Source organism: Nocardia brasiliensis ATCC 700358 (genome assembly GCF_000250675.2).
Lineage (GTDB): Bacteria > Actinomycetota > Actinomycetes > Mycobacteriales > Mycobacteriaceae > Nocardia > Nocardia brasiliensis_B.
The window spans coordinates 1,919,099-1,943,953 of sequence record NC_018681.1; the positions used below are offsets into that span (position 1 = coordinate 1,919,099).

Below are 24,855 nucleotides of genomic sequence, written 5' to 3' on the forward strand. Positions count from 1 at the left end.
TCGCGCCGCCCGGTGTACTAGCGGATCGCGCGAAAGGCGTCTCGTAGCTCGCTGACCAGTACGTCCGGGTGTTCCCACCCCGGGAAGTGCCCGCCGTACTCCATCTCGTGCCAACTGGTGAGGTTCCGGTAGCGGTGTTCCGCCCAGCGCCGGGCAACTGGGAACGGTTCGGCCGGGAACACTGTGCAGGCAGTAGGGACCAGTACCGCCTGCCCGTTCTGCTCGGCCGCGCTTCGCGCCGTCCACCGCAGCGCCTCCCAATACCAGCGCGCGGTGGCGGCTCCGGTGCCGGTGAACCAGTACAGGGCGATGTCGTCCAGTTGCTGCGCCACGCTGACGCCGCCACCCGCTTCGGAGCGCGTATCGGAAAATGCGACCAGGGCTTCGCTCAGCCAGGCCGCGAGCCCGGCCGGGGAATCGACCAGCGAGTAGCCGATCGTCTGCGGCAGCATGCCTTGGGCGATCACATGGGTGGGCCCGGTCATCATGAACCTGTCCCGGCGGGCGAGCATGGCTTGCTCCGCGGCGTCGGCCGTAGCGATGTCCTCGGGTGTCGGTGCTGCGATCGGCATCGTAAGATGCAGTGCGGCAACTCTTTCCGGTACCAGGCGGGCCAGTTCGGTGCTCACGAACGCGCCCCAGTCGCCACCGTGCGCCCCGAAGCGTTCGTACCCCAGCCGGGTCATCAGATCCGCCCAGGCCCGTGCGGTCCGCCCGGGATTCCAGCCGGTTTTCCGTGGCCGTTCGCTGAACCCGAAACCCGGCAGGGCCGGTACGACCACGTCGAAAGCGTCCGTGGCCGAACCGCCGTGTGCGACCGGATCGGTCAGCGGCCCGATCATGCTTTCGAACTCCAGCACCGAGCCCGGCCACCCGTGCGTCAGCACCAGCGGAAAGGCGCCGGCCTCCGGCGAACGCACATGCCAGAACGCGATATTCAGTCCATACAGCCGAGTGCGGAAGTGCGGCAACGCATTCCAGCGCTGCTCCAGCGCGCGCCAGTCGTGTTGCCGCCAGCCGTCCAGTAGTCGCTGTAGTCGTGCCGAACCGATACCCTGCGAGCCATCCGTCACCGTCTCCGGTTCGGGCAGCCGCACGCGGTCGAGGCGCTCCCGCAGGTCCTGCAACTCGCGCTCGGGAATGCGCACGGGAAAAGGTTCGATCTCAGTCACAACGGCGATGCTAGGACGCAGCCGGCGCCTTGCTCGATACACAAAATTGCGCACTTCATGGAGAGAAACGTCACCGGCTGCCCGCTTGCCCAGGGTGCGCCGAATTGCCATGGTGGAAGGTAGGTCCTGGCAGGGACCCCGGACGAGGGAGCCGTACCCGGTGCGCGACAAGACGGCCTCGGAGGCTCGTCATGTCTTGGTTGATTCTGGTGTTGTCCGGCGTTTGTGAAGCGATCTGGGCCACCGCTCTAGGCAAATCGGCCGGTTTCACCCGGCTGATCCCCACCCTCGTCTTCCTGTTCGCGCTCGCCGCCAGCATGGCCGGCCTGGCCTTCGCCATGCGCGACCTCCCCGTCGGCACCGCCTACGCCGTCTGGGTCGGGATCGGCGCCGTCCTCACCGTCGCCTACGCGATGACCACCGGCGCCGAACCGATCACCCTCCTCAAAGTCGTTTTCCTCCTCGGCATCATCGGCAGCGTGATCGGCTTGAAGTTGGCGCACTGAGCGGGGGCCAGGTAACCAGCAACGCTGCCGTGGGGGGACACACATCCGAGTGGAGAGCCGCGCGGCGGTCCGATAGGGTCTGCGGTGGTGCGGCAGTCGGGGGCCGATCCTGCCGCCTATTCGAGAAGATCTGCCAGCTACGGGCACGGGCCCGGGCCGGTTGGGGGGAGATTCGCCACGAATCGCCGCACGGACCGGGCTGGCAGACGTACTAGGAGGTACCGATGCCCTACGCGATCGTTGGCCTACTCACGTTGGCACTGTGGGTCTACTGCCTGATCGACATCATCACCTGCCCGGACGCGGGCATCCGTCACCTGCCCAAGATGGGCTGGCTGATCGTCGTCATCCTCCTCCCCACCGTCGGTGCGCTGCTCTGGCTCTTCGCCGGCCGCCCCGTGCAAGAGGGCCGTCCGCGCTCTACCACCGCGTACGCCGAATACGACCGCCCAGGCCGCCACGTCGCCCAGGACGCCGCCGACGACGAAGCCTTCCTGCGCGGCCTGCGCGAGCGCGCCGAACAGCAGCGCGCCGAGGCCCGCCGCCAAGAAGCGGCACGCCAGAACGACCTGGACCGCCGCCGCGAACAGGGCGAACAGCCTTGACCCTTCAGGGATTGCGCTATTCGTCGCTGTCGCGGACTTCATCCGCACGCTTTGTGGAAGGTGTCGAGCTTCTGTGACAGGTTCCGTCCGCGGTTTTCCAGCTCGTTCGTCTCGGTGAGCTGTGGAGTTTCGGCGATGGCGTCGAACTGATCGCCGAGCGCCTGTGTCGCATCTCGAATCCTTCCGTGTGACATGCGATCTGCGCCGTTATGGACGATCTTCGCCGCAGCGTTGTACCCGTCGGCTACGCGCCGGGCGGAGTCTTCTGGATTGTCGGAGTTGCGCAGATCCGATGCGGTGGCGATCTGCTGCCGTAGCGGTTCGAGGTCCTTATCGATTTGGGCGGCCACCGCGCAGTCCTCGGCGACGGAGTTGTCGTCGGATCGGTCTCGGCCGAGAAAGCCGATGACGGCGACGGCGACCAGCACGACCGCGAGTACGACAAGCAGGATCAGTGCTTTTCTGCCCGTGGGGCGGTTGCGGAGTTCGGTGCCCATGCCGATCAGCTCCAATCCAGTTGCGGTGTCGAAAGGAAGAACGTCTCGCCGGGATAGTGGCTTTGTAGCTTCATGATCTCGCTCAAACTGGTGTTCTCCCAAGGCCGAGGCGTCGGCGCGGCGCCGACCCATTCGTGGTTGAACTCCTGGCCGACGACGACCGTATACGCCTTTTGAACCTGATAGTCGTATCGGTAGTACCGCGACTGGAAATATTGACCGTCGCGCTCGACGACCCGCACGTTCTGTGTCGCTTCCATTCCTGCCACCCGGAATCGGTACTGCACTTTGAGAGTGAGCTTGTTGTAGTTCGGGTCGGCGGGGTCCGCGACGTTGAGCATTTTCGTCCAGCCACTCGGCTTACCCCAGGTATCGGGGTCTGCCTTCTTGTAGTCCGGGGAGTACGGGCCCAGCGATGCATGCGGGGAGGCCAAAGGCTTGCTGTAGTCGGTCACCCAGGTTCCGCCGGGGTCGGTCGCTATTTCGTTGTCGACAGCTACGACTCCGGGCAGGTCAGCCGATCGTTTGAAACGACGTCGTGCCATCGGAACGAGTAATGCGGCCATGCCCGCCAGCAACAGGAAAGGGATTCGCCGGTCAGGGAAGCCCGCGATACCGTCGGTGTGCTGGGACTCGGGCACCGACGTCGGAGACGTCGCCGGTGTCGGGGAAGTCTGCGTGGTGGACGACGGCGGCGGTACTGCAGAGGGCGGCGACGGCGCGCTCGTCACCGTTTCTCGCGCTGGTGCCGATGGCGAGTCTGATGGCGGGGCAGCGCCTGGTTGTGCTCGCTCCGGGTTCGGCGTTTCGTCGCCGGGAAGCGCCGGTGGTCGCGCCCCGGGCACCGGCACGATTGGAGTACCAGCGCCGTGGGGCAGCACGGGTGGGGTGAGCGCTCCCGCCCGTCCGCCGGCGTTTCCCGCATTGGGTGCCTGGCCGGGCAGCACGGGTGCAGGTGCTGGCTGCGCCGTCGTCGGCGGTCCCCCTGGTGTTCCGGGCGGTGGAGCCGGCGGGGGCTTCGGGACCGGGATACACGGCCAGCCCGGGTGCATCTGCTGCCACTGCTCACAGGGGATGTCGGGCTGAGCGAAGGCGACGGGTTGGTCGAGGGTCGTGATCAGGACCGCGCCGGTCGTGATCGATCCGAGGAGTGCGAGCGCTGCCGCGGTGCGGCGCACTAAGTCTCCGCGCGGATGTTGCATGGTCCCTCCCATTCGATCTGAAGGCGGAGCAACCCCCGGAAAGCTTTACTTCTCTGCAGCTCCGGTCCTCATAGAACCATTCGAGCAATTATCTAGCAAACTATTCGTCCGGCGCAGGTAACCGATCATGACCTGCCACTTTGCTCAACCGCCTGCATCGCCCCGCTCGGCTGCGGTAGCCGAAGATTCAACTACAGCGTTGTCGGTCATGTCACACCGCAGTCGGTGCTCGGACTGAGCTGGTGTCACTACCCCGGCGGTGTGCAGCAAACCTGGCGGGAAAAGGCGGCAGCCATCGCAGGGTCTTTCATGTACCGGAAAGGTGCCTGACGGTGGCGCTGGACAGGACACGTCGGGGACAGGTGCGTGTCGCGGGGAACCTGCGATGCCGTGCGTGGGTCCAACTGGGTATGAGCAAAGACGAGCGTTGTCGATGGGTGCCGCCGAGCATGAGTAAGTCGGAATTGCGTGGGCGCAGAAGTGATCGGCGGACGTGCACGGCAAAGGGTGCATTCGGGGCGCGGTATCGCCGTCGCAGAGATCCAGATGAAGGGGACGGGCCTGAGCTCTGAGCGGGTCGGCGGCAAGGTTCGCAGGCACTCCTCATCGTGCAGGCAACCTCAGAGAACGAGAACGGCGATCAATAGGGCGGTGGCGGCGAGTGCCAGGTAGGACAGGTACAACCCCCAGGGGCGATGTTCGACAGGTGGTGTGGGGATACAGGTTTCGTGGATCGGGCGTTCCTCGAGGTGCGCGGTGAGGAACGGCAGCCATCGGCTGTTCATGTGTCCGCGTTCGAAGTATTCGCTGTGGGCGAAGGTGAAATTCTCTTGTTGCAGTCGAGGGCATTGTGCGGAGAACCCTTGCAGCCCGGAGGGCCCGGTGCCGGAGACGAACCAATTGACGGCGCGGGTCCACACGTCTTCGCTGCCGAATTCGTTTCGTACGGCTTGCACTTGGCCGCGTTCGATGAGCTGATCCCAGGGGAAGTTGGTCGGCAGGATGGATCCGCAGAGCAGTACTTTGCGGAATCGCAGGTAGGGGTAACGCAGTAGCGCGTTGCCGAGGATGTAGGTGCCGAAGCTGTGCGCGACGATCGACGGCGGTTCCTGGCTGCCGGTGCCGAATTCCTGCTGGTAGACCTGGCGGAACCAGCGAACCTTGGACAGCCGCGCCCACGGCAGCAGAAAGCGGAGCACGGAGAAGTATCCGAAATTCCACAAATCGACGTGCGTGCCCAAGCCGGCTCGGCCGGCGACCTCGGTGAAAGCACGCTGCCAGGCGGCGTGCGTCCGAATCCCGTGCAGGGCAACAACTACGGGTCCTTGGACGGGAGGTTGCGATGCGCGGCGCGAGAGCGGGGCGAGGCAGTCGTGCAACTCGCCGATACTGGTGAACCGATCCTTCGGGTTCCGGCACAGCCCGCGGATCAAGGCCGACCGGAGGCGTTCGGGCAACTCGGCGAGCGCGTGCTGATCCGGTTCCCAGCCATCCGGCATGGGGAACGGCAGCCGGGCACCGGTCACCAGTTCGTACAGGACCGCGACCACCGCGTAGATATCGGCGCGGCGCCCGACCTGGTATCCCTGGTGCATCTGTTCAGGCGCCGCGTAGGCGAGATCGCCGACGAATATGCCGGTTTTCGTGAACGAGTCGACCGCCGGGTTCTCGTGTCTGGCGATGCCCGAATCCAACACGGTGACCAGCAGATCCTTTCCGGCGACCAAGATATTGCTCGGCTTGATCTCCCGGTGCACTATGCCGCTGGCGTGAATGTGTTCGAGGGCGGCGCAGACCTGGATGACGATCCAGACGGCTTCGTCGAGGCGCAGATCCCGGTTCTTGATGAGTTCGGCGAGATCGATGCCGTCGACGATTCTGCTCACGATGTAAGGCGGGTCTGCGCCGAGTTGGTTCTGCACGTCCATCACTTCGACGACATTGGGGTGCGGCTTCAACTTCAGCCATACCCGACCGCCGCGTTGGAGTCGTTTCTTGGTGTCGGCGTCGACGGTCTGCACGACCTTCACCGCGACCAATTCGCCGAGTATGTCGTCATAGGCCTTGTACAGGTCGCCGGAAAGGCCGCGGGCCATGTATTCGAGCAGGTGATAGCGCCCGCCCATGCGGTGTCCGCACAGATCTCCCGAGGCGTCGACAGTGTTGTTCGGCGGAGCCGACGCCGTGACCTGAGCGGTGTTGTGGACGATTGTCGGGCTGTCGTTGTCCGGGCCGCCGACCGCGCCCCATACGACGTCGACCTGCTGAATGCGCCCGGTCACGGTGGGAAGTTCGGGCAGCGCACTGCTCAAGGCGGTTTCGGCGGCTGCCGCCAGTTCTCCGCACGTCGCGAATCGGTCGTCGCGGTTCTTCGCGAGTGCGCGTTCGATGATCGTGTCGAACGCGCTGAGTTCGGGGCGCGCGCCGGGCTGCCGGCTCGGACACGGGATCGGTGCGAACAGATGGGCCTGGAGCAGGTTCGCCATATTGTCTGAGCCATATGGGGTTTCGCCGGTCAGCAATTGGTAGAGGGTGCAGCCGAGGGCGTAGACGTCGACGCGACGATCGAGGTCCTGCCCGCTCAACTGTTCCGGCGCGGCATAGCTGAGGCTTCCGACGAACAGGCCTTCGACGGTCAACTCCCCGGCGCCCTGGGTCATCTTCGCGATACCGAAATCGGCGAGGAACACCCGCTCGGGCTCGTCCGCGGTCGGTCGTTCGAGCAGGATGTTCGACGGCTTGATGTCGCGGTGCAGCACGCCGCGCTCATGCGCGTGATCGAGCGCCTTCGCGATCTCGGTGGTGATCCGAACGGCTCGCGCGACCGGCATCGGACCGTTGCGGATCGCGGCGAGCGCGTCGGTGCCGTCGATGAACTGCATCGCGATCCAGGTCGCGTCGGCAGTGTGGCCGCGGTCGTAGATCGAGACGATGTTGGGGTGGTCGAGCCGGGACGCTGTTTCGGCCTCGCGCTCGAAGCGGGCTCGGCTACCGGAATCGCCCGCGAACATCTTGTCCAGCACCTTGAGCGCGACCAGCCGCGGCAGTCTCGGGTGCCTGGCCAGATAGACGCGCCCGACGCCGCCCTGCCCGATCAGTCGTTCGATGGTGTACCCGGCGAAGGTTTGCTCAGGATGCACGTCGGTGCTCACGAGCGGTTCGCGGATCGGTGGCATCGGCGGGGTTCATGTGTTCCTTCCCCTGGTGCCTTTGCGATGCGGACGGGTGGGACCTACTCCGCCGCGACCGCGTCGCGCTGTCAACCAGATGTAGTAGCAATCGTCTATCGCGTGTACCGGTGTTAACAGCGTTTTTGCAGAACCGTGTCCGACGGAGTTCGTATGCTGGTCACACTGCTTCCGCCGGGAGGGCTGATGTTGTTCGTCGTCGCGGGCGTGGTGCTGATCGCGGCCGCCGCACTCGTGGATTTTTCCCTGACCGCCGCCGGTATCTGCGCGCTCGTAGCGGCCGCGCTGGTGGTGCTCGGCATCATCGGACTCCGTCGCCACCGCGACGACAAGCCAGGCAGCAGCGGAGCCCGGCGGAGCGGGGGAACCAGCTCCTCGTCGTCGGAATTCCACGCCGGTGGGGGTGACAGCGGCGCGTGAGATGTGCCGGTCACCGCGTATCGAGAGCGTCCCGGCGTAGCTCCCTCACCTTGCGGCGAGGACCTCGTCGGCGGCGCGTTCGCCGGCTTGAATCGCGCCGCTCATGAATCCCATCCACGCGTCGGCGGTCTCGACACCCGCCCAATGGACGCGGCCCACAGGTTCTTTCGGCAGGCGCCGTGCCGAGGTCAGTGCGCCACAGGCCAGCCCACCCTCGCAACCATAGGCGAAAGGCTCGTCCGCCCAGCTCTTTTCGACGTACGCCAGCGGCTCCAGCGCTTGCGGGCCGAAGAGCCGGGCGTACGTCGCCAGCACTGCGGTCTGCCGCGTACCCGGGTCGACCGCGGTCTCGTCCACGGTGACGTAGCTGGTCAGGATGCCCACCCCGGGGTCGCGGGGCGATACATCGGTCACCCCGGGAATCGGCCCGAGATCGCCCAGTGCGGCGCCGGAAAGCCCGGCCCGGCGCCAAAACGGTTCCGGGTAAACAACATTGATCTTGCGTCCGTGCACCGGTAGCCAAGCATCGTGCAGCAAGGCTCGGTCGCCGGGTAGTTCCGGCTCGAAGCGCACATCACGCATGCCCGAGGGGGTGAACGCGACGATCACTCGCCGTGCGACGAATTCCGCTGTCGCACTGCGCACCGTGACACGGTCGCACTGTCGATGGATGGCTTGTACCGGGGTGCCGAGCTGCACCCGATCGCCGAGTGATTCCGCGACGGACACCGCCAAACCCTGTGCGCCACCGGTGAATCGATAGACCGAGCGCTGCTGTCCGAACAGCAGTGACCCGACGCCACCCCAGGTGTTCAAGAAGTGCAGGGTGTAGAGCAGCGAGGCCGACAACGGCACGAACCCGGCCAGGCTCGCCTCGACCATCGCGCGCGTCGACGGCGAGGTCAACTCGTCGGCCAGCCAGGAACCCAGTGTGCGCCGATCCAGCGCGACCGCGCCGGGTGCGGTCCACGGTGCGTGCGCCGGCACCGTGGCCGCCAAGTCGTCCAAATGTCCGATCGCACCGATCAGTTCGGTCAGATCCGCGGCGGGGAGCGGCAGGTCGAGCCACCGTGCCGCGAGACGTAGCGCTATCTGCAGCAGCGGTCGCAAGGCGGGGCGGCCGAGTAGTCGAATACCGGGTGTCGAGCCGAGCCGGAGGGTGTGCGTCACGCCGTCGGAAACGAACAAGAACCGTCCGTCGAAGCTCCCCTCGAACAATTCGACCCGGTGCGCCGCGGCGAGTCGAAACACGTTGTGGTGTGCGGGATACACCAGCGATGCGCCGTCGTCCACGCGGGTTGTGCCCGCCCAGCCGTCGCGGGTGCGCCCGCCGACCTGCGTGCCGGCTTCCAGCACCACGACCGAGCGACCGTTGTCGACCAAACGTCGCGCCGCCGCCAGGCCGGACAGGCCTGCGCCGATGACCACGACGTCTACCTCGTGAGTTTCGTTCCCCGACAAAGTTTCTCCCTCGATCCAGGCGGAGCGAGCACGCGGCCGTCCGCGATTCGTACGTTGTACGCATGTCCCGTACGTTGTACGGACACGCGTTCAATGTACGTGCCGTCGTAGGATCGGGCAATGCCCGAACGGAACTCGGTGTGGCTGCGCCCGGCGAAGCCGACGCGTAACCCGCCCGCACTCGACCTCGACCAGATCGTGGTCACCGCTGTTGCGCTGCTCGATGCGGAGTCGGTGTCCGGTCTGACCATGCGCAAGCTCGCGGCCCGGCTCGACGCCGCGCCGATGACGCTGTACGGATATGTGGCCACCAAAGAAGATTTGCTGGAACTCGCGGTCGACGCGGTGTTCGCGGAGGCGCTCGCGGCCGACCCGGCGGCAGACGACTGGCGAGCCGCGCTAACCGCGATCGGCCACCACACCTTCCAGGCGTTGGTGCGCCATCCGTGGGCCGCAGCCCTGGTCGGTGCCAACCCGCCACTGGGCCCGGCGGCCGTCGCGCAATTCGGCACGATCCTGCGGGTGCTGACCGCCGCGGGTTTCACCGGTGGCCACCTGGATTCGGCGCTGACGGGTTTCTACTACTACGTGCTCGGCGCCGCGCTCGCCGAATCCCCTTGGGCCCGCGCCGGTCGAGCGGCGAGTTCGTTTACCGCGGCCGACATTTCGCGGTTGACCTCAGCCGACGGGCAAGATGTCACGCCGGTCGCCGCCTACTTCGAACGTTATCCGAACACCGATCCGGTCCAACGTTTCGGCCACGGCCTGCGCGCCGTCCTCAACGGTCTCGATCCCGCCTGAAGCTCTGCCGCAGGAGCCGGGTGCGCCGATGCGGTACCCGGTCCGCGGGTTTCTGCTGAGACCAGTCCTCGAGTGGCTCAACGGTTCTCGACCATCGGGAACGCTCGATCAGTTGGCCGGGTCGAGGACTTCGTGGAGGACCTTGGCGAACGCCTCGGGCTGACCCGGGTAGCCGGACTCGGGACCGGTGAATCCGCCGTGATGGCTCGGGAACAGCACAGGCTGGTGGCCGAGCCGGTCGGCGAGCGCCAACGAGGTGCGGGCGGTGACCGTGCCGATCGACTCATCGCCATAGCCGAGGACGATCCGCGTCGGCGCCGCGGTGAGCGCGGCGATGTCGGGGCGGTAGCCGACGACCGGACGGGAACGTTCCGACAGCAGCGGGTGGTCGCGGGCGCCGTCGTCCTCGGTCGGCAGGCCGAACGTCGCGGGATCGGCGGCGGGCGCGGCGAAATAGTCGTCGGTGTATTCGCCCTGCCAGGAGGTCATCGCGATGAAGGTAGCCATGCCCGCGCCGAAACCTTTTTCCGCGTAGGCGGCGCGGTACCCGTCCGCCGCGCGTTCGGCCGCGGCGGCATCGGGGAGCACCGACAGCAGCGGCGGTTCGTGCGCCACCAACGTGGTCACGTCGTCGGGGTGCGCGGTCACGAGCGCCAGTGCGACGATGGCCCCGCCACTGCTGGCGAAGACCTCGACCTGGCCGGCGTCGAGCGCCTCGATGACGGCGTGCACGTCGTCGGCGTGGACAGCGGGGAGGTTGTCGACCTCGCCGTCGGTGCGCACGCTGCGACCGAGCCCGCGCGGATCGTAGGTGACCACCGTACGGTCCGGGAAATGCGCGGCGAGCGCGGTGAAACCGCTGGCGTCCATCGGGAGGCCGATCATCAGCAGCGGCGGCCGCCCGTCCGCGGTCGGGAGCGGTCCGTGGACATCGTAAGTGAGCGTCGCGCCGGAGGTTTCGAGCTTGTGTGTCGTCATGCCGGTTTCGACGGTACCGGAGCCGAGAACTCATCGGTGGGTGCTAGATCTCCGTGAGCGGGTCTTGCGGCTACCCGCCGGCACCGATCGCTTCGCCGATCAGCGCGCGCAGCGCGGTTGGCACGAGATCAACTACGGCTCGGGTGAATAGGGGGTCGGTGACGGTGGTGACGGGGCTGGTGATGGCGCATCCGGGTTGCGCGGCTACGCCGTCGAGCCGGTCGCGCAGCCAATAGAAGGCCCCGGGTAGATGGGAGATGGTGCCGGAGATGTGCTCGGCCAGCAGTTCTCGCACATACGCGACGCTGGGCGCCCCGTCTCGGCAGTACTGGTCGACGAGCCGGTCGGTGCCCGCGTTAGGCAGAATCTCGTCGTTCTGCGCGTGATAGATGTAGAGCGGCATGTCGGGAGTGCGCTGCCCCAGCGAGATATCGGCGATGACACGCTGGATCACGGGGTTCTGCAACGGATCTCCACCCCGGTATGAGCCCCAGAAGTTGTAGAACGGAACCAGTGCTGAACCTTGAGCGCGGCAGAAGATGAACTTCGAGCCGAGGAACAACTGCCCCAGCGGATCCAGCTCCCGGCGCAACACGTCACGGAACTCCGGATACTCGTTGCTCAGCCCGGCGAAGGCCACGCCGACGAGGCCGGTGTAGGCCCCGTTGTTGTTGTGGCGCAATGCCGCCGGAAAATCCGCCGCGGCGATGCCGCCTGCGGCCACGCCGACGATGTCGAGTTCGGGCGCGTAGTCCTGGGCGATCTCGGCAGCGAACGAGGTGGGAACGGTGCCCCCGGAATAGCCCCACAGTGCGGTCGGCGTCGCAGTGCCTGCCAGCTGAGCGGGGTGGAAAGACTGGGTCGCGCGGATGCCGTCCAGTGTGGCCTGCGCGCTGATCCGGGAGGCCCCGATCGCTGAATTGGGTCCCTCGTAGTCGGGCAGCGAAACCGTCCAGCCCTGGCCGATGCCCGCCGCGATCGGGATCAGCGATTCGATCGCGACGACCATCTCGATCGGCACGGCACCGCTGCGCAGGACGTAGGAGGGTGCACAGTATTGGGCGGCACTGTCCTCGGCGATCTGATAGGACAACAGTTTTCGTCCGTTCGCTGGTGCCGGGCCTCGCGGAACGAGCACGGTGGTCACCGTCGAGATCGCCTGGCCGTGGCTGTCGGTGGTGCGGTAGAGCAGTTGCCACGCGTCGATGTTCAGCCGTGCGAAGCCGAGAAAAGCCGGTGTGATCGATCGGGCTCGCAGCACTTGGCCTGGCTGGGCGGCGGCGACCACATCCGCAGCCGGACGGTAGAATTCGTCGAACTCCGGCGGAAGCGTCACGGCGGGTTCGGCCTCGATTACCGGGTCCGGTGCGGCGAGTCCCGGGTGCGTGGCGTACAGCAGCGCTGTCGCCAACAAGACCACTCCGTACCGAATTCTTCCACGCTGCCGCATCGCGCCCTCATCTCGATTCCGCCCCGCGGGCCGGTCACCGGCGGTGGCGTCTGTGCAGAGCACGATCGCAAGGAGCTGTCGTGGTCGTCACTGGGCGGTGGCGCAGGGTTGGTGCGCGTTGTTTGTGCACCCGACAGGGCCGCGCCTATCCGCTGAGCGTGCGTTCGAGCGGATTGCGGTAGGCGACGGTGAACCGGCGATCGCCCAAATAGTCTCTGAGCCGGTCGATTTCGATCGCGATGGCGCGCTGTGCTGCGCGACCTGGGTCGGTCAGGAGCTGCCAGGCCAGAGTGCCGTCGCGACGTTGTGCCCAACCGCCGACGATGCGGCCGCCCCACCACAGCGAAGGTCCGATGTTGCCCCGTCCATCGAAGAGCGCGGGCACATGCGCAGGATCGAGGTAGAAGTCTCGGTTGCGCCAGCCCATCGGGGTCGGATCCAGTCCGGGTAACACCGCCGCCACCGGCTCCGGCTCGGGTAGCCCCGAAAGATGCTGGGGGAGGGCGAAACCCGGTTGGTCACCGAGGTTTACCGGGACGGCCCCGGTGTCGGCGAGGGCGACCCGGGTGTCGGTGACCTTCCATCCGGTCCACCACTGCAGATCGGCGAGGGTGCCGGGCCCGAAAGCGGTCAGCCAGTGTCGCGCGAGTTCGGCGCGTGCCTGTGCCGCCGGAAAGTCGGGCAGGTCAGGGGCGAGCACCCAGCGGTGCTGGATACTCGTCCAACCGCCGACCCGGTCGGCGCGCACGATACGTCCCTGTGCGGCAAGGACGAACAGCAACCAGGATCCGATGCTGCTGCGGGTGCGCGTGGTGGTGGGGAAGAGCCGATCCAACCCGTCGACGGCCGCCGTGAGTTCCGCGGTGGTGGCAGTGCCCCATTCGGCCAGCACGGCGAGCAGCTCAGCCATTGCTCCGTTCACCCAGTCGGGCGCGATCCCGGCGGAATCCAACTGCCGCACCAAGGCTCGCATCCTGCCTGCGGCGTGTTCGCGGCCGAGGGCGGCGAGCATGACCGGCGCCAGCTCGCGGGGGACGACGAACAGAGTGCCGCGCATCGCCGTCATTCGCAGCAGGTTCACGCGGTCATACAGCTGGCCCTCGATGGTCTCGTGCTGCGGAGCAGACAGACGCGCGGCGGCCGACAGATAAACCGTGGCAGGGTCGGTGGCATGCAGAGCGAGCACGGATGCGGTTACCGCGGCGGTGGTTTCGGCGGCATTGGCTGCCGTGCGTAACTGCCGGTGCGTCAGTAGAGCGCGGCGTTGTCCGGCGGTGATGGTCGTCGCAATGGTGTTCATGGACAGGATCTTTCATATCGTTGTCAGAAGAGAATGAGCGGTTTGGTCAGGCTCGTGGGTTGAGGCAGATCGGCGTGCCCTCGGGATCGAGCACGATGGTCCAAGGGGAATGCCCGGCCCACTCCGGATCCGCGCCGGGCTGGAATTCCGGCAGGATGGCGCCGAGGTCCAGCGCGCGAGCGGTCGCCTGTTCGACATCCTCGACGCTGAAATCGAAGTGGACGCGCTTGGGATGTTCGGGATCGTCGGGCCAGCGCGCGGGCGTATGCCGCTCTACCGCACCGAAACACAGCGTCGTGTGCCCGTCGCCGACCAGCGCGTAGTCGGCGTCGCTGTGATAGATCTGCCATCCGAGCAAATCACGGTAGAAGGCGGCCAAGGTGGGTGGGTGGGCGGCATCGACGGTGACGCAGGTGAACGAGATCGCGGCAGTCATGAGGGGGTCCTATTCCGAATTCGAGGGGGTGGCGGCGCAATACAGTGCGATGCCGACGGAGGTGTTCTTGCCGCGGAAGAGCCGGTTCCCCCAGAGCGCGGCTCGCCCGGGGAGACCGTACTTGCGAGCGATCAGCTTCCGGACGTGGTCGGTGCCCGCCACATCGAGCACCTCGGCCCGCGCGGCGACTTCCGGCCCGCGCCGGTGCCCGCGCAGGTCGCAGGAGGCGACCGTGACCTGGGGATTGCGGCGCATTCGTGTGACCTTCCAGGTATCGATGTTCTCCACCCACACCACGAGTCGCTCGGCGTCCCGGGCGACCCAGATCGGCAGTCCGACCGGTGTGCCGTCCTTGCGAAAGTGGGTGAGATATACGTACTTTCCGTCGCCGAGCGTGAGAAATTGTTCGGACACAGCGTTACTCCCGTCGATGCCGATGGTGCTGATTCATGGCCGTTCGAGCAGTCCGAGGGTGTTGCCACTGGGATCGGTGAAGAACGCATACGCGCCACCGGAGGGCAGCGCCACCTTGGACTGGAATGTTGTTCCGCCGGACTGCCCGACCTCTTTCAGGCTGGTGTCGATATCCGGGGTTTGCAGCAACACCACCGGTTTCCCGACCTGATACAGCGGTACGGCCGGTCCCGCCTCCGGATCGTCGACGCGGGCGATACCGATATCAGGACCTGCGCCGCTGGTCAGGATCGGATAACCGGGCGAGCGCTCCTTCAGGCGTAGTCCGAACAGCTGCTCATAGAACGAGCGGGTACCCGCGACATCCGGCGTCGAAATCGCCACCAGGGTCGCAGGATTCGGCTTACCCGCCGCGCCGGAGGAGGTCACCGGATGGGTGGCGTGCTGAGTCAGGCCGATGACATTGCCGGCCGGATCGGCGAACATCGCGTAGGAACCACCGACCGAGATCGGCGTGGCCGGCTGGACGACGCGCCCGCGCAGCGCGACTGCTCGCTGGAGGGCGGCGTCGATATCGGAGACCCCGAAGAACACCAGGCTCTGGCCGATGCGATACAGCGGTTCGAGCGGTCCGGCCTCCGGGTTGCCCAGCATCGCGAGGCCGATATCCGGCCCCTTGCCCGCGGCCAGGATCGGATAGTTCGGATAGTCCGCCGCCAGCGTCCAGCCGAAGGTTCGCTCATAGAACGCGCGGTCGCGCGGGATATCGGCCGAGGTGATATCGATCAAGCTCACCTGTGCCAGGGACGGTGCCGGTGGCGGCCCGCCCGAGGGCGCACTCGTGCAACCTGCCACCCCGGCGATCAAGATCAGCGCGATGACCACGATCCGGGCAGCTATGCCCGCACGCGCCGAATCTTCGGCAATCCTTTGGCGACCGTTCATCGGTCACCCCAGCGGTTGGATCTGGTTGACGCCGACGGTGTAGCCGTTGAGGTCCTTGAAGTAGAACACGCGACCGAAGTCGAAATCGACGTCCTTGACCACCTCTACCCGGCCCTCGATGGACGCGATGAACGCCGCGGCGTCGTCGAGGTTGAGATAGATCCAGCCCGACATCGTCCCGATCGGTAGCCCTGCCTTCTCCGGCATGAACTCATGCGCCACCTCCGCTCCCATCACCTGGGCGAATGCCTCGCCGTCCTTGATCAGCAGGTGGAGATCATCGGGTGCCAGATCGCGCACCACCTCGAAGCCGCGCTCGGCGTACCACGCCAGCGTGGCAGCGGTGTCCGCCACGATCATCAATGGGCTCACGCGACGCATCTGCATAGCTGCTTCCTTCCGTCCGAGTGTCGGCGCGCAGGTGCGCCGAACGATAGTGTACAAACATATTGTACAAATTTATAGGTATCAGATGGAGTTCAGTGAATAGTCAGCAACCGAAGCGGCGACGGTCCGCGTCCCATCGTCGTGACCTGCTCGCCGCGGCCGGGGAACAAGTGATCGCCGAGCGCGGAGTGGACGGATTGACCCATCGCGCGGTCGCGGAGGCCGCGCAGGTCCCACTCGGCTCGACCACCTACTACTTCGCCGACCGGGAAGACCTGCTCGCGGCGGTACTGCACCGGGCGGTCGACGGGTACACCGACTACCTGGACCGGTGGGCTGCCGAGCATGCCGACGACACGCTCGAACAGGTCGTGCGCTACCTGATCGACATCGTGCTGGCCTGCGTCACCGAGCAGCGGGGGCAGAGCATCGTCGAATTCGAACTGTGCCTGGCCGCGGCACGACGGCCGGAATTGCAGTCCGCGGCCGATCGCTTCAACGAGGCGGCGGTGAGCGCGCTCGCCCCGCGTTTCACCGACCGGATCACCGCCGTCGTGGCCAGCAGCACGATGAGCGGTTACATCCTGCACGGCCTGGTCCGCGGCACCCCGCCCGATCGCGCCGAGGTCACCGCGGTCATGTACCGCGTCTTCGGTCTACCGCAGCCCGGCTAGGAGACCGATGAACGCACGCGGCACCCGCCAACGACTCGCCGACCGGTTGCGCGCAGAGCTGCCGGAGGTCGCCCGGTCGATGGCGCGGGCGGTGCTCAGCACCGTTCCGGAATACCGGAAGCTGCCGAGTGACCTGCTCGAAGCGGAGCTGACCCACAACGCGGAGGCGGGACTCGACCTATTCCTCCGCGCGGCAAGTGAATTGCGCGCACCCAACCCAGCGGAACTGGCTGCGGCACTGGACAACGCGATTCGCCGTGCGGCGGAGGGTGTCCCGATCGAAGCGGTGCTCATCGCACAGCATCGCGCGATCGCGAGCGGCTGGGACGCGGTGGCGCGCTTGGCGATACGGCCGTCCGAGCGCAACCAACTGCTCGCCGCCGTACCGCATCTGCTGGCCACGGTCGCGGCGATCGATGTCCGGATTGCGAGCAGGTATCTGCGCGAACGCCAGAAACTTCGGTGGGAGCAGCAGCAACGCCGGCGGGTGCTCGCGCAGGCCATGCTGTCCGGCGCGCCGGTGGGCCATCTGATCGAACGCTCGGGGATCGAGCTGGCCGATCAGTATCGGGCGGTCGTATTCCATGTGGCCGAGCCGACCGGCCCCGGGCGGCCACGACCTGAATCGGTGCTGTCCCACCTCCGTGCCGAGATCGAGGCGGTCTCGCGCCACGCGTTGAGCAGGCTCGAACGCGACGGTGCTACAACGCTTTTCCCCGCCGCCGTGACCGAAACACGGCTCACCGGGCTCGTCGCGCGACTGGCGACCGTGACCGGTCGTCGCGTCGTGGCGGGAGCCGCGGCCCACACCGAGCTGGACGGGATAGCCGCCGCGGCCGAGACGGCAACCGAGCTCGCACGCTTGGCTGCCGTGCTCCACCGGCCTACCGGCGTCTATTGCATCGATGACCTCGCGTTGCACTACCAACTGACCCGGCCGGGCCCTGCTCGCCGCTGGCTGGCCGAGTTGCTCACGCCGCTCGCCACCTACCCGCACCTCATCGAGGTTCTCGATGCCTGCACGACCTATGACTTCGATCGGCTCGCCGCCGCTGAATGCCTTGTGGTGCACCGCAATACGATCAACTATCGGCTTCACCGAATTGCCGAACTGACCGGCTATGATCCGACCGATCCCGACAGCGCCCAACTCTTCGCGGCCGCCGTGCTCGTCCGCCGGCTCGAGGCATTGGCATCACGCCAGGTGTGAATGTTCGCCGGCTGTCGAAGCCGATTGTGACGGCGCTGATCAGGAGGCTGCAAGGACGCACCACATCGTCGCTCAGCGCGCGCTCGGTGCGGGTATTTGCAGGGTGAGGCAGTGGATGGTGCCGCCGGAGCCGGCGGGGACTCGGGCGGGCACGCCGACGATGTCGTGATCGGGCATGGCCCGCTGGTAGGCGCGTACCGCGGCTCGATCTGCCTCCGCTACGTCGAACAAGGGCAGGAAAACCGTACCGTTGCTGGTGAGAGCGTTGGTGTAGGAACGCCACACCGGCACTTGCCAGTTCAGATACGCCGGTAGATAAGGCAGTTCGACGACGCGGTAACCGGCGCGTCGGAGTATCTCGATAATTCGTTGGCGGCGAGCACGATTGACGCCGCGGCCGGGCTCGGTGGCCAGCACTGTTTCGCCATCGGCGGGTTTGGCGATCAGGTCGACGTGGCCGGTGAATTCGCCGGCCAGGGGCGGCAATTCGATGATGTTGCGCACTGCGAAGCTCTCGCTCAGCAACTCGTGTACCCGGGCACGACCGCGGAAGCGGTTGCGGCGGAACAGCAGTGAAGTGGTGAGTATTGTGCCTCGGCCGTCGGACCAGAGATTGCCGCCGTCGAGCCGCAGTGGCAGGTGACGCCAGCCCAGCTTGTTCGCGCCTGCCCAGCGGCCCGGGAAGCTGTCGTCGTATCCGGTGAATATGGCGGGCGGGGGCCGATAGCGGGTGTCCACCGCGACCCGTCGACCGGCGTCGTCCACCCCGACGAGCGGGCCGTAGTCGCGGATCCAGATATCGTCGAGCCGTGCGACCGCGTAGTCGACAGGTTGCCCGGGCAGCTGCAGCGCGACGGCAGCGGCGAACAGCGGGGTAGGCACGATCACCGTCACGGGGGTGGTCGCCGCGATCGCGCGGACCAGATTTCGATGAAACGGCCACAACCCCGGAAACAGGTAGGGCCACGCCACCAGCACCCGCTCCACCGGCTCCCACTCGGCAGGTAACCGCAACGGCGCGCCGTGCTCCGAAGGCGGTGCGGCGGAAGGTATGTCGAGAATCGGGACCGCGGACCGGGCGATCTCGCCGGCCGCAGCCTCGACATCGACATCCGGCGGTAGCAACCGCCACCGATGCAGCCACCGAGCCATCGCCGCGGCCGTCGCCGGTGGTCGCAGTTCGGTCATCGCGGGATAGAACGCGGCGAGTTCCGGGGCCAGCCACCAGGTGTAGCGCCACTTCCACCATGGATTGGCCGAGTAATCGAAACGAAGACGTGCCATCGGCGATCCCCCTGACTCCCCACCCCGATCTTACGTGGTAGCCACCACTTCCACGTCGAAGCTGCCGGTCGACGTGGTCTTCGGGTAGCAGCGACACCATGCCGAGAGGCTCCGGACGTCGGTTATGTCCGGAGTGTCTCTATCGCGTCCGGGGCCTCGGTTGCGTTTGTCTCATTCACCTTGACAACTCCTACCGTGAGGGCAACGATTGGATTTATCTCCAGTCAATTCATTTGACCTATGATGAGTCACGATAGGAAATCGATATGACCGCGGTGCCGTCGTGTGTGCGTTTTCAGGTGGGCGGGCAGCCTTCTCGGACTGACGCACCGGAATTGGATGCGGGCGCGCTCCTCGACGCCGCACGCCAACAGGTCGAGCCGCTGTTGCGTGCGGCAGTAGACGGGCTAGCGGCCCCGCTGCGACGAATGGCCGGATATCACTTCGGGTGGTGGGATGTCGAGGGCCGTCCTACCGGCTCGACCCAGGGGAAGGGGTTGCGTGCCGCGGTGACTTTCGCCTCGGCGCGAGCGTGGGGGGCCGATGCCGCGGTGGCGGCGCCGGCTGCGGCAGCGGTGGAGCTGCTGCACAATTTCACGCTGATTCATGACGATGTGATGGATGGCGACCAGCTGCGTCGTGGCCGGGCGACGGTGTGGCGCGTATGGGGTGTCGGTGACGCCGTGCTTCTGGGTGATGCGTTGCATGCCTTGTCGACTCGCGTCCTCATCGGCAGTCCGGACCGTGTGGTGGTCCGAGCGGTTGCGCTGCTGGCCTCGACGGCCCTGGACCTGTGCGCGGGTCAACATTTCGACTGCGCCTGCGAGCACGGCGGTGGGGTCGATGTCGCCGACTACCTGCTGATGGCGTCCGGCAAGACCGGCGCGCTGCTCGGGGCCGCGTGTGCGCTGGGCGGGTTGTACGCCGGGGCCGACGATGCCACCGTGGCGGCGTTGGAAACCTATGGCCGGGAGACAGGCATCGCATTCCAAATCATCGACGACCTGCTGGGCATCTGGGGCGATGCGGCAATTACCGGAAAAACACCTGGCAACGATCTCGCTCGGCGAAAACGAACCCTTCCGATTGTCGCGGCGCTCGAATCGGACCATCCCGCGGCAGCCGAGCTGGCAGGTCTGTATTTCGATGACCGAGTGCTGAGCAAGGCCGAATTGGTTCGTGCTGCCGAGTTGGTCGAGCAAGCGGGCGGAATGACTGCGGCACGGCAACTGGCCGAGCAGCATCGACTCGCGGCCATGGCGGCACTGCCCAGTTTTATGGACCTGTCCGAGCTGAGCATTCTTGGTTCGACGGCTGTCGACCGCAACCGATAATTCAATAGGAGTCCGAGTCACTATGCGAGCAGTATTCAGCCGGCACCGAGAACTGCCGAACGGCGGTTTGGAAAATCAGGCGATTCCGACTGTTCCGGGAGCGCTGCCGATGGTCGGGCATTCGTTAGCGCTGCTGCGGGACCCGTTGGCGTTCATCTCGGCACTTCCCGCATACGGCGATGTGACGACGGTGCGAATCGGGTCCCTTCCGATGGTGATGGTGTGCGATCCGCTGCTCACCCGGCAGGTTCTGTTGGAGGACAGCACCTACGACAAGGGCGGACCGGTCATGGACAAAGCTGCCGAGGTGATCGGTGATGGTTTGATCACCTGCCCGCACAGCAGGCATCGACGGCAGCGTCGGCTGTGCCAGCCGGCGTTTCGTCCGGACCGGCTCCCCGAATTCGGCGCGGTGTTCGCGTCCGCGGCGAAAGAAATGGCGAGTTCCTGGCAGGACGACCAAGTCGTCGATGTCGACAGAGAATTGATGGCAATGACAGCAGGCACGGCCGTGCTGACAATGTTCGCCCACACCCTGCCGGAGCCGGAACAGCTCATCGCCGACTTGGTCACGGTGGTGGAGGGAGCGTTCCGGCGAATGATCACACCCCGGTTCCTCAACCACTTCGCGTTGCTGGGAAACCGGCGCTTCGACCAGGCCAACAAGCGGTTGCGGAGTGCGGTAGCCGACGCCGTCGGCAGACGTCGTGCGGACGACGCCGACCACAGCGATCTACTGGCTTTCCTGCAGGAGGCCGTCGACTCCACGGAACACCCGGGCAGCAGCGATCGGCTGACGGATATCGAATTGGTCGACCAGATCACCACCTTCTTCGGCGCCGGGACGGAGACGACCGCGAGCACAGTGGCCTGGGCTCTGCACCTGCTTGCCCGCCACCCCGAAATTCAGGACCGGCTTCATCAGGAAATCCAAGACGTCCTGGCCGGTGAACCGATGACTTTCGAGCGGCTGACCGATATGGAAATGGCAAGTCATGTCATCAACGAAACTCTCCGGCTTTATCCACCGGCCTGGCTGCTCACCCGCACGGTCACGAAGGAGACTTTGCTGGGCGGCTTCCAGCTTCCGGCCGGGACCACGCTGGCCTACAGTCCCTACGTCATTCACCGTCGACCGGATTTGTACGACGATCCCGATCGTTTCGACCCGCAGCGCTGGCGGCACACCAAGCCTGATCGAACGGCCTTCATTCCATTCGCTGCCGGAGCCCGCAAATGTATCGGCGATCGCGTTGCCGTCACCCAGGCGACGATGGCATTGATCACTATTGTCGGCCAGTGGCGCCTGACGCCGCTTTCGGATCAAGCTCTCGAGCCTGCTGTCAAGGCGACCTTGACCCCCCGCCACCTCCGCCTCCGGGTTACTGCGCGCCGATCCCTGTAACCATCCGAGCCGCCCGAATAGATTGGAGAACCACAATGTCGGTGGACGCAGGACAAGCAGTCGAGGGTCTGCGCATTCCCTTCCCCAGCGCCCGCAACCCGCGAACAGAGCTGGTCCGTAAGCCGCATCGGGATTGGATCGACACCATGGGGATCGCCCCTGCGGCGACCGCGGACATCGGTGCCGACCTGCCGCTCATCATCGGCCGTCTCTATCCACACGCCGGTGTAGACGATCTGGCCCTGGTCACCGACTGGAATTGCTGGGGCTTTCTCTACGACGACGAATTCAACGGCCGTCTGGGCACCTTGCCTGGGGCGGTGGCAGCCTCAGTCGAAGGCATGATCGAGATCATCTGCGCACCAGCTACTTTCCAAGAAGCTTCCGAGGTGCCGTTGACTCGGGCGCTCGCCGACATGATGCGCCGATTCCGGGGCAGCGCGTCGGCGATCTGGTTCCATCGATTCAGCGAACACTTCGCTGCGGGCCTTACCGGTTTCGCCCATCACGCCGCCGCTCGCGCGACGGGCGGATCAACCAGTATCGAGGACTACCTCGCCCATCGACGACTCGATATAGTGTCCGACCCGCTGCTGGATTTCATCGAACTGACCGACGACTGCGAACTATCGCCGGTAGTGCACACCAGCCCGGAGATGCTTCGCCTGCGCCGCGCAGCATTGGACATCATCATCATGATCAACGACGTCTTCTCCTACGAAAAGGAACTCCGCTGCGGCGACACGGAGAATGCGGTAGCCGTCCTGGAACGATCGACCGGGCTCACCCACGAAGACGCGACAGCCCGCGCGATCGAGATCGCAAACCAAAATATCCTCGTCCTAGTCGAAGCCACAGAGACCCTGCCGGCCGCATTGCGCAAACTCGACGCCGACCTCGACCAGATCGACCGAGCCCTGCGGTTCCTCACCGGAATTCAGACCGTGGTGAAGGCGACATACGACATCCACCTCGAAAGCGCCCGATACACCGCCGGATAGCCCCGCTCTGTATGTACCGAACAATCGTTCGGTGAATTTCTGTAGGAGGACTGCGATGTCGGAAGTTCGGTCCGAAGCACGCCAGTACCCGATGGCCCGCGGGCGCTGCCCGTTCGACCCGCCACCCGAGCTCGGCCGCAGGCAGCGGGAGGAGCCGGTGTCCAAGGTGCGGATCTGGGACGACGGCGAGCCGTGGCTGTTCACCCGGTACGCGGACATTCGCGCGCTGCTGGCCGATCCGCGCGTCAGCGCCGATTCGGCCCGGGACGGGTACCCGGCGCAGTCGCCGGGGATCAAGGCCGGTCCCGAGCGGGCGAAATTGTTCATCACCATGGACAACCCGGAACATGCCGCGCAGCGCAGCCTGCTCACCGCCGACTTCACCGTGCGGAAGATAGAACGGTTGCGGCCGCGGATCCAGCAGATCGTCGATGACTTGATCGACGATCTGCTCGCTGGCCCGAAACCGGCCGACCTGGTGGAGGCGTTCGCACTTCCGGTGCCCTCGCTGGTGATCTGTGAACTGCTCGGCGTGCCGTATGCCGACCGGGCCTTCTTCCACCGGGTGAGCAAGGTGCTGACCGCGAGGTATACGCCCGTGGCCGAATCACTCGCCACGATGGAGACACTGCTCGACTACCTCGGCGGACTGGTACGGGACAAGCTCGCCGACCCCGGCGACGACCTGCTGAGTCGGCTTGCGACAGAACACATCTCCGCCGGCGCGGTGACGGTCGCGGAGGCGGCGTCGATGGGGCTGCTGCTGCTGGTAGCCGGACACGAGACGACGGCCAACATGATCGCCCTCGGCACCGCCGCGCTGCTGGAGCATCCGGATCAGCTCGCCGCCGTCCGCGACGGTGACGACGCGCTGGTGGCGAACGCGGTCGAGGAGCTGCTGCGCTACCTCACCATCTCGCACAGCGGACGACGGCGCGTGGCACTGGAGGATATGGAGGTCGGCGGGCAGCGGATCCGCCAGGGCGACGGGCTGATCACCGCGGACAGCGTGGCCAACCGCGATCCGGCGCGGTTCCCCGACCCCGACCGGCTCGACGTGACCCGCGAGGCGCGCCACCACCTCGCGTTCGGCTACGGCATCCACCAGTGCCTCGGCCAGGCGCTCGCGCGGGTCGAACTGCAGGTGGCCTACCGCACGCTCTACCGGCGGATCCCGACGCTACGGCTCGCGGTCGCGCTGGACGAGGTCGAGTTCAAAGACGACATGGTCGTGTACGGGGTGCACGAACTCCCGGTGACGTGGTGAACCCGGGGCGTCGATACCCCGCCGGGTGAGCCGACCGGCGATCGACCTCCACAGAAAGAGCGCGAGATAGATCAGCACCGCGCCGTACTCGTTGCGAACCTGGGTTGATGAATGCTCTGGCGATTGGGTGCTTGCGCGGGGAGGAGTTGTCGCGCGCGCTGGCTCGGGGACTGTTCGATGCCTACGGCAGCAGAACTTCGCGGCGAATGACACCCGACCGGCTCCGCATGGGCATCGAATCGCTACCCATGCGGGAAGTCTGCTGGACAGAGTTCCTGAGTGTTTGAGCGTTGCGCAGAGCGGGTATCCCCGCTCTGACCCGGAGTATTTCCAGGTCAGAGCGGGTGTGGCGCCCCCGGCAGGAATCGAACCTGCGACCTAGGGATTAGAAGGCCCTTGCTCTATCCAACTGAGCTACGGAGGCAGTGGGTTCCACCATGGCCGACATTGGTCGTGCTGTCCAGCGCGCCAATTATAGCGACCGACCAGATGGCTAAGGGTCCAGCGCGACGGCGAGTACGAGCATCGCGGCCAAGATCACCTCTAGCACCAGGTAGAACCAAACGGGGTAGAAGGCGGACGGGCTTTCGACGACGGACGACCACACTCGGCCGAACGCCATCCCGCCGAGCGCGGCGGCCACCGCCACGCACGCACCGAATCTGAGGTCACCGACATCTGCGGCGGCCAACCCGAGGATCACCGCGATGGCGATGCCGAAGCCGCCGTAGACGGCCCGCACCTCGGCGCGGGCGTCCGCGCGGTCGGCGAGCAGCCCGAGCGGGTCGACCAGTTGGCTGGGCCGTAAGAGCCCGAAAACGCCCATGGCAGCGAAGAACAACGCCACCAAGGCAATCAACACGATCGATACGACCGACACAACACCTCCGTGATCCGCAGCCCACAATATCGGCCCAA

Annotated in this window: 24 protein-coding genes, 1 tRNA gene and 1 riboswitch; of the genes, 10 read left to right on the forward strand and 15 right to left on the reverse strand. The window is 66.1% G+C overall.

Features of this window, described 5'->3' with window-relative positions; genetic code table 11:
- Positions 1-17: 17 nt before the first annotated feature.
- Positions 18-1,172: an epoxide hydrolase family protein gene (locus O3I_RS08540; protein WP_014982504.1), complete on the reverse strand. Its 1,155-nt coding sequence runs from the start codon at positions 1,170-1,172 to the stop codon at positions 18-20.
- 118 nt (positions 1,173-1,290) lie between these two features.
- Positions 1,291-1,355, forward strand: a riboswitch (guanidine-III (ykkC-III) riboswitch).
- An 8-nt stretch (positions 1,356-1,363) separates the two neighbouring features.
- Here O3I_RS08540 and O3I_RS08545 point away from each other — a divergent pair.
- Both O3I_RS08545 and O3I_RS08550 read left to right on the forward strand, forming a co-directional pair.
- The gene (locus O3I_RS08545; RefSeq protein ID WP_014982505.1) at positions 1,364-1,678 is read left to right on the forward strand and encodes a DMT family transporter; all 315 of its coding nucleotides are present in this window, start codon (positions 1,364-1,366) and stop codon (positions 1,676-1,678) included.
- A 224-nt stretch (positions 1,679-1,902) separates the two neighbouring features.
- Complete coding sequence (locus tag O3I_RS08550) at positions 1,903-2,283, forward strand: PLDc N-terminal domain-containing protein (protein ID WP_014982506.1); 381 nt, start codon at positions 1,903-1,905, stop codon at positions 2,281-2,283.
- A 38-nt stretch (positions 2,284-2,321) separates the two neighbouring features.
- Here the strand turns inward: O3I_RS08550 and O3I_RS08555 are convergent, their stop codons facing one another.
- The 3 genes from O3I_RS08555 to O3I_RS42465 form a co-directional block, all read right to left on the reverse strand.
- On the reverse strand, positions 2,322-2,711 hold the full coding sequence (locus tag O3I_RS08555; RefSeq protein ID WP_141691701.1) for a hypothetical protein: 390 nt from the start codon (positions 2,709-2,711) through the stop codon (positions 2,322-2,324).
- A 74-nt stretch (positions 2,712-2,785) separates the two neighbouring features.
- On the reverse strand, positions 2,786-3,235 hold the full coding sequence (locus tag O3I_RS08560) for a hypothetical protein (RefSeq protein ID WP_216226471.1): 450 nt from the start codon (positions 3,233-3,235) through the stop codon (positions 2,786-2,788).
- A 1,367-nt stretch (positions 3,236-4,602) separates the two neighbouring features.
- Positions 4,603-7,134: a serine/threonine-protein kinase gene (locus tag O3I_RS42465; protein WP_051066523.1), complete on the reverse strand. Its 2,532-nt coding sequence runs from the start codon at positions 7,132-7,134 to the stop codon at positions 4,603-4,605.
- A 189-nt stretch (positions 7,135-7,323) separates the two neighbouring features.
- Between O3I_RS42465 and O3I_RS08570 the strand changes: the two genes are divergently transcribed.
- Complete coding sequence (locus tag O3I_RS08570; RefSeq protein ID WP_014982510.1) at positions 7,324-7,590, forward strand: hypothetical protein; 267 nt, start codon at positions 7,324-7,326, stop codon at positions 7,588-7,590.
- A gap of 45 nt (positions 7,591-7,635) precedes the next feature.
- Here the strand turns inward: O3I_RS08570 and O3I_RS08575 are convergent, their stop codons facing one another.
- Positions 7,636-9,051, reverse strand: a complete 1,416-nt coding sequence (locus O3I_RS08575; protein ID WP_167829117.1) for a flavin monoamine oxidase family protein — start codon at positions 9,049-9,051, stop codon at positions 7,636-7,638.
- A 120-nt stretch (positions 9,052-9,171) separates the two neighbouring features.
- On the opposite strand from O3I_RS08575, the gene O3I_RS08580 reads away from it, so the two are divergent.
- On the forward strand, positions 9,172-9,852 hold the full coding sequence (locus O3I_RS08580; RefSeq protein ID WP_014982512.1) for a TetR/AcrR family transcriptional regulator: 681 nt from the start codon (positions 9,172-9,174) through the stop codon (positions 9,850-9,852).
- Between the two features lie 108 nt (positions 9,853-9,960).
- Here the strand turns inward: O3I_RS08580 and O3I_RS08585 are convergent, their stop codons facing one another.
- The 7 genes from O3I_RS08585 to O3I_RS42470 all read right to left on the reverse strand — a co-directional run bounded on the left by O3I_RS08585 (position 9,961) and on the right by O3I_RS42470 (position 15,762).
- Entirely contained in the window at positions 9,961-10,830 is an 870-nt protein-coding gene (locus tag O3I_RS08585) for an alpha/beta fold hydrolase (RefSeq protein WP_014982513.1), read from the reverse strand.
- A gap of 70 nt (positions 10,831-10,900) precedes the next feature.
- A complete protein-coding gene (locus tag O3I_RS08590) occupies positions 10,901-12,250 on the reverse strand; it encodes a lipase family protein (protein ID WP_014982514.1) in 1,350 nt (449 codons plus the stop codon).
- A gap of 175 nt (positions 12,251-12,425) precedes the next feature.
- A complete protein-coding gene (locus O3I_RS08595; protein ID WP_014982515.1) occupies positions 12,426-13,580 on the reverse strand; it encodes a winged helix DNA-binding domain-containing protein in 1,155 nt (384 codons plus the stop codon).
- Between the two features lie 46 nt (positions 13,581-13,626).
- Positions 13,627-14,016, reverse strand: coding sequence for a VOC family protein (locus O3I_RS08600; RefSeq protein ID WP_014982516.1), 390 nt, complete (start codon positions 14,014-14,016; stop codon positions 13,627-13,629).
- 9 nt (positions 14,017-14,025) lie between these two features.
- The gene (locus O3I_RS08605; protein WP_014982517.1) at positions 14,026-14,430 is read right to left on the reverse strand and encodes a PPOX class F420-dependent oxidoreductase; all 405 of its coding nucleotides are present in this window, start codon (positions 14,428-14,430) and stop codon (positions 14,026-14,028) included.
- Between the two features lie 33 nt (positions 14,431-14,463).
- Positions 14,464-15,375: a VOC family protein gene (locus O3I_RS08610; RefSeq protein WP_081593928.1), complete on the reverse strand. Its 912-nt coding sequence runs from the start codon at positions 15,373-15,375 to the stop codon at positions 14,464-14,466.
- Between the two features lie 3 nt (positions 15,376-15,378).
- Positions 15,379-15,762, reverse strand: coding sequence for a VOC family protein (locus O3I_RS42470; RefSeq protein WP_014982519.1), 384 nt, complete (start codon positions 15,760-15,762; stop codon positions 15,379-15,381).
- A gap of 95 nt (positions 15,763-15,857) precedes the next feature.
- Between O3I_RS42470 and O3I_RS08620 the strand changes: the two genes are divergently transcribed.
- Positions 15,858-16,436 (forward strand): TetR/AcrR family transcriptional regulator, encoded by a 579-nt coding sequence (locus tag O3I_RS08620; RefSeq protein WP_014982520.1) that lies wholly within the window; start codon positions 15,858-15,860, stop codon positions 16,434-16,436.
- Positions 16,437-16,443: 7 nt separating this feature from the next.
- A complete protein-coding gene (locus tag O3I_RS08625) occupies positions 16,444-17,646 on the forward strand; it encodes a PucR family transcriptional regulator (protein WP_014982521.1) in 1,203 nt (400 codons plus the stop codon).
- Positions 17,647-17,718: 72 nt separating this feature from the next.
- On the opposite strand, the gene O3I_RS08630 is transcribed toward O3I_RS08625, so the two are convergent.
- Positions 17,719-18,930, reverse strand: coding sequence for an agmatine deiminase family protein (locus O3I_RS08630; RefSeq protein WP_014982522.1), 1,212 nt, complete (start codon positions 18,928-18,930; stop codon positions 17,719-17,721).
- A gap of 266 nt (positions 18,931-19,196) precedes the next feature.
- Here O3I_RS08630 and O3I_RS08635 point away from each other — a divergent pair, with 266 nt between their 5' ends.
- Genes O3I_RS08635 through O3I_RS08650 form a run of 4 tightly spaced genes read left to right on the forward strand, consistent with a single transcriptional unit; the run spans position 19,197 to position 23,937 of the window.
- The gene (locus O3I_RS08635; protein ID WP_014982523.1) at positions 19,197-20,264 is read left to right on the forward strand and encodes a polyprenyl synthetase family protein; all 1,068 of its coding nucleotides are present in this window, start codon (positions 19,197-19,199) and stop codon (positions 20,262-20,264) included.
- A gap of 22 nt (positions 20,265-20,286) precedes the next feature.
- The gene (locus tag O3I_RS08640; RefSeq protein ID WP_014982524.1) at positions 20,287-21,669 is read left to right on the forward strand and encodes a cytochrome P450; all 1,383 of its coding nucleotides are present in this window, start codon (positions 20,287-20,289) and stop codon (positions 21,667-21,669) included.
- Between the two features lie 35 nt (positions 21,670-21,704).
- Positions 21,705-22,670: a terpene synthase family protein gene (locus tag O3I_RS08645; RefSeq protein WP_014982525.1), complete on the forward strand. Its 966-nt coding sequence runs from the start codon at positions 21,705-21,707 to the stop codon at positions 22,668-22,670.
- Positions 22,671-22,725: 55 nt separating this feature from the next.
- Entirely contained in the window at positions 22,726-23,937 is a 1,212-nt protein-coding gene (locus tag O3I_RS08650; protein WP_014982526.1) for a cytochrome P450, read from the forward strand.
- Between the two features lie 347 nt (positions 23,938-24,284).
- Here O3I_RS08650 and O3I_RS08655 read toward each other — a convergent pair.
- Together O3I_RS08655 and O3I_RS08660 are read right to left on the reverse strand one after the other, a co-directional pair.
- Positions 24,285-24,361, reverse strand: a tRNA-Arg gene (locus tag O3I_RS08655).
- Positions 24,362-24,430: 69 nt separating this feature from the next.
- Positions 24,431-24,817, reverse strand: coding sequence for a DUF4345 family protein (locus tag O3I_RS08660; protein WP_014982527.1), 387 nt, complete (start codon positions 24,815-24,817; stop codon positions 24,431-24,433).
- Between the last annotated feature and the right edge of the window lie 38 nt (positions 24,818-24,855).

Excerpts from the sequence above, each read along its gene's own strand:
- O3I_RS08550 (WP_014982506.1), top strand. The coding sequence starts at position 1,903 with ATGCCCTACGCGATCGTTGGCCTACTCACGTTGGCACTGTGGGTCTAC.
- O3I_RS08650 (WP_014982526.1), top strand. The coding sequence starts at position 22,726 with ATGTCGGAAGTTCGGTCCGAAGCACGCCAGTACCCGATGGCCCGCGGG.
- O3I_RS08640 (WP_014982524.1), top strand. The coding sequence starts at position 20,287 with ATGCGAGCAGTATTCAGCCGGCACCGAGAACTGCCGAACGGCGGTTTG.
- O3I_RS42470 (WP_014982519.1), bottom strand. The coding sequence starts at position 15,762 with ATGCAGATGCGTCGCGTGAGCCCATTGATGATCGTGGCGGACACCGCT.
- O3I_RS08645 (WP_014982525.1), top strand. The coding sequence starts at position 21,705 with ATGTCGGTGGACGCAGGACAAGCAGTCGAGGGTCTGCGCATTCCCTTC.
- O3I_RS08630 (WP_014982522.1), bottom strand. The coding sequence starts at position 18,930 with ATGGCACGTCTTCGTTTCGATTACTCGGCCAATCCATGGTGGAAGTGG.
- O3I_RS08580 (WP_014982512.1), top strand. The coding sequence starts at position 9,172 with ATGCCCGAACGGAACTCGGTGTGGCTGCGCCCGGCGAAGCCGACGCGT.
- O3I_RS08595 (WP_014982515.1), bottom strand. The coding sequence starts at position 13,580 with ATGAACACCATTGCGACGACCATCACCGCCGGACAACGCCGCGCTCTA.
- O3I_RS08570 (WP_014982510.1), top strand. The coding sequence starts at position 7,324 with ATGCTGGTCACACTGCTTCCGCCGGGAGGGCTGATGTTGTTCGTCGTC.
- O3I_RS08625 (WP_014982521.1), top strand. The coding sequence starts at position 16,444 with ATGAACGCACGCGGCACCCGCCAACGACTCGCCGACCGGTTGCGCGCA.
- O3I_RS08545 (WP_014982505.1), top strand. The coding sequence starts at position 1,364 with ATGTCTTGGTTGATTCTGGTGTTGTCCGGCGTTTGTGAAGCGATCTGG.
- O3I_RS08610 (WP_081593928.1), bottom strand. The coding sequence starts at position 15,375 with ATGAACGGTCGCCAAAGGATTGCCGAAGATTCGGCGCGTGCGGGCATA.
- O3I_RS08585 (WP_014982513.1), bottom strand. The coding sequence starts at position 10,830 with ATGACGACACACAAGCTCGAAACCTCCGGCGCGACGCTCACTTACGAT.
- O3I_RS08600 (WP_014982516.1), bottom strand. The coding sequence starts at position 14,016 with ATGACTGCCGCGATCTCGTTCACCTGCGTCACCGTCGATGCCGCCCAC.
- O3I_RS08635 (WP_014982523.1), top strand. The coding sequence starts at position 19,197 with ATGACCGCGGTGCCGTCGTGTGTGCGTTTTCAGGTGGGCGGGCAGCCT.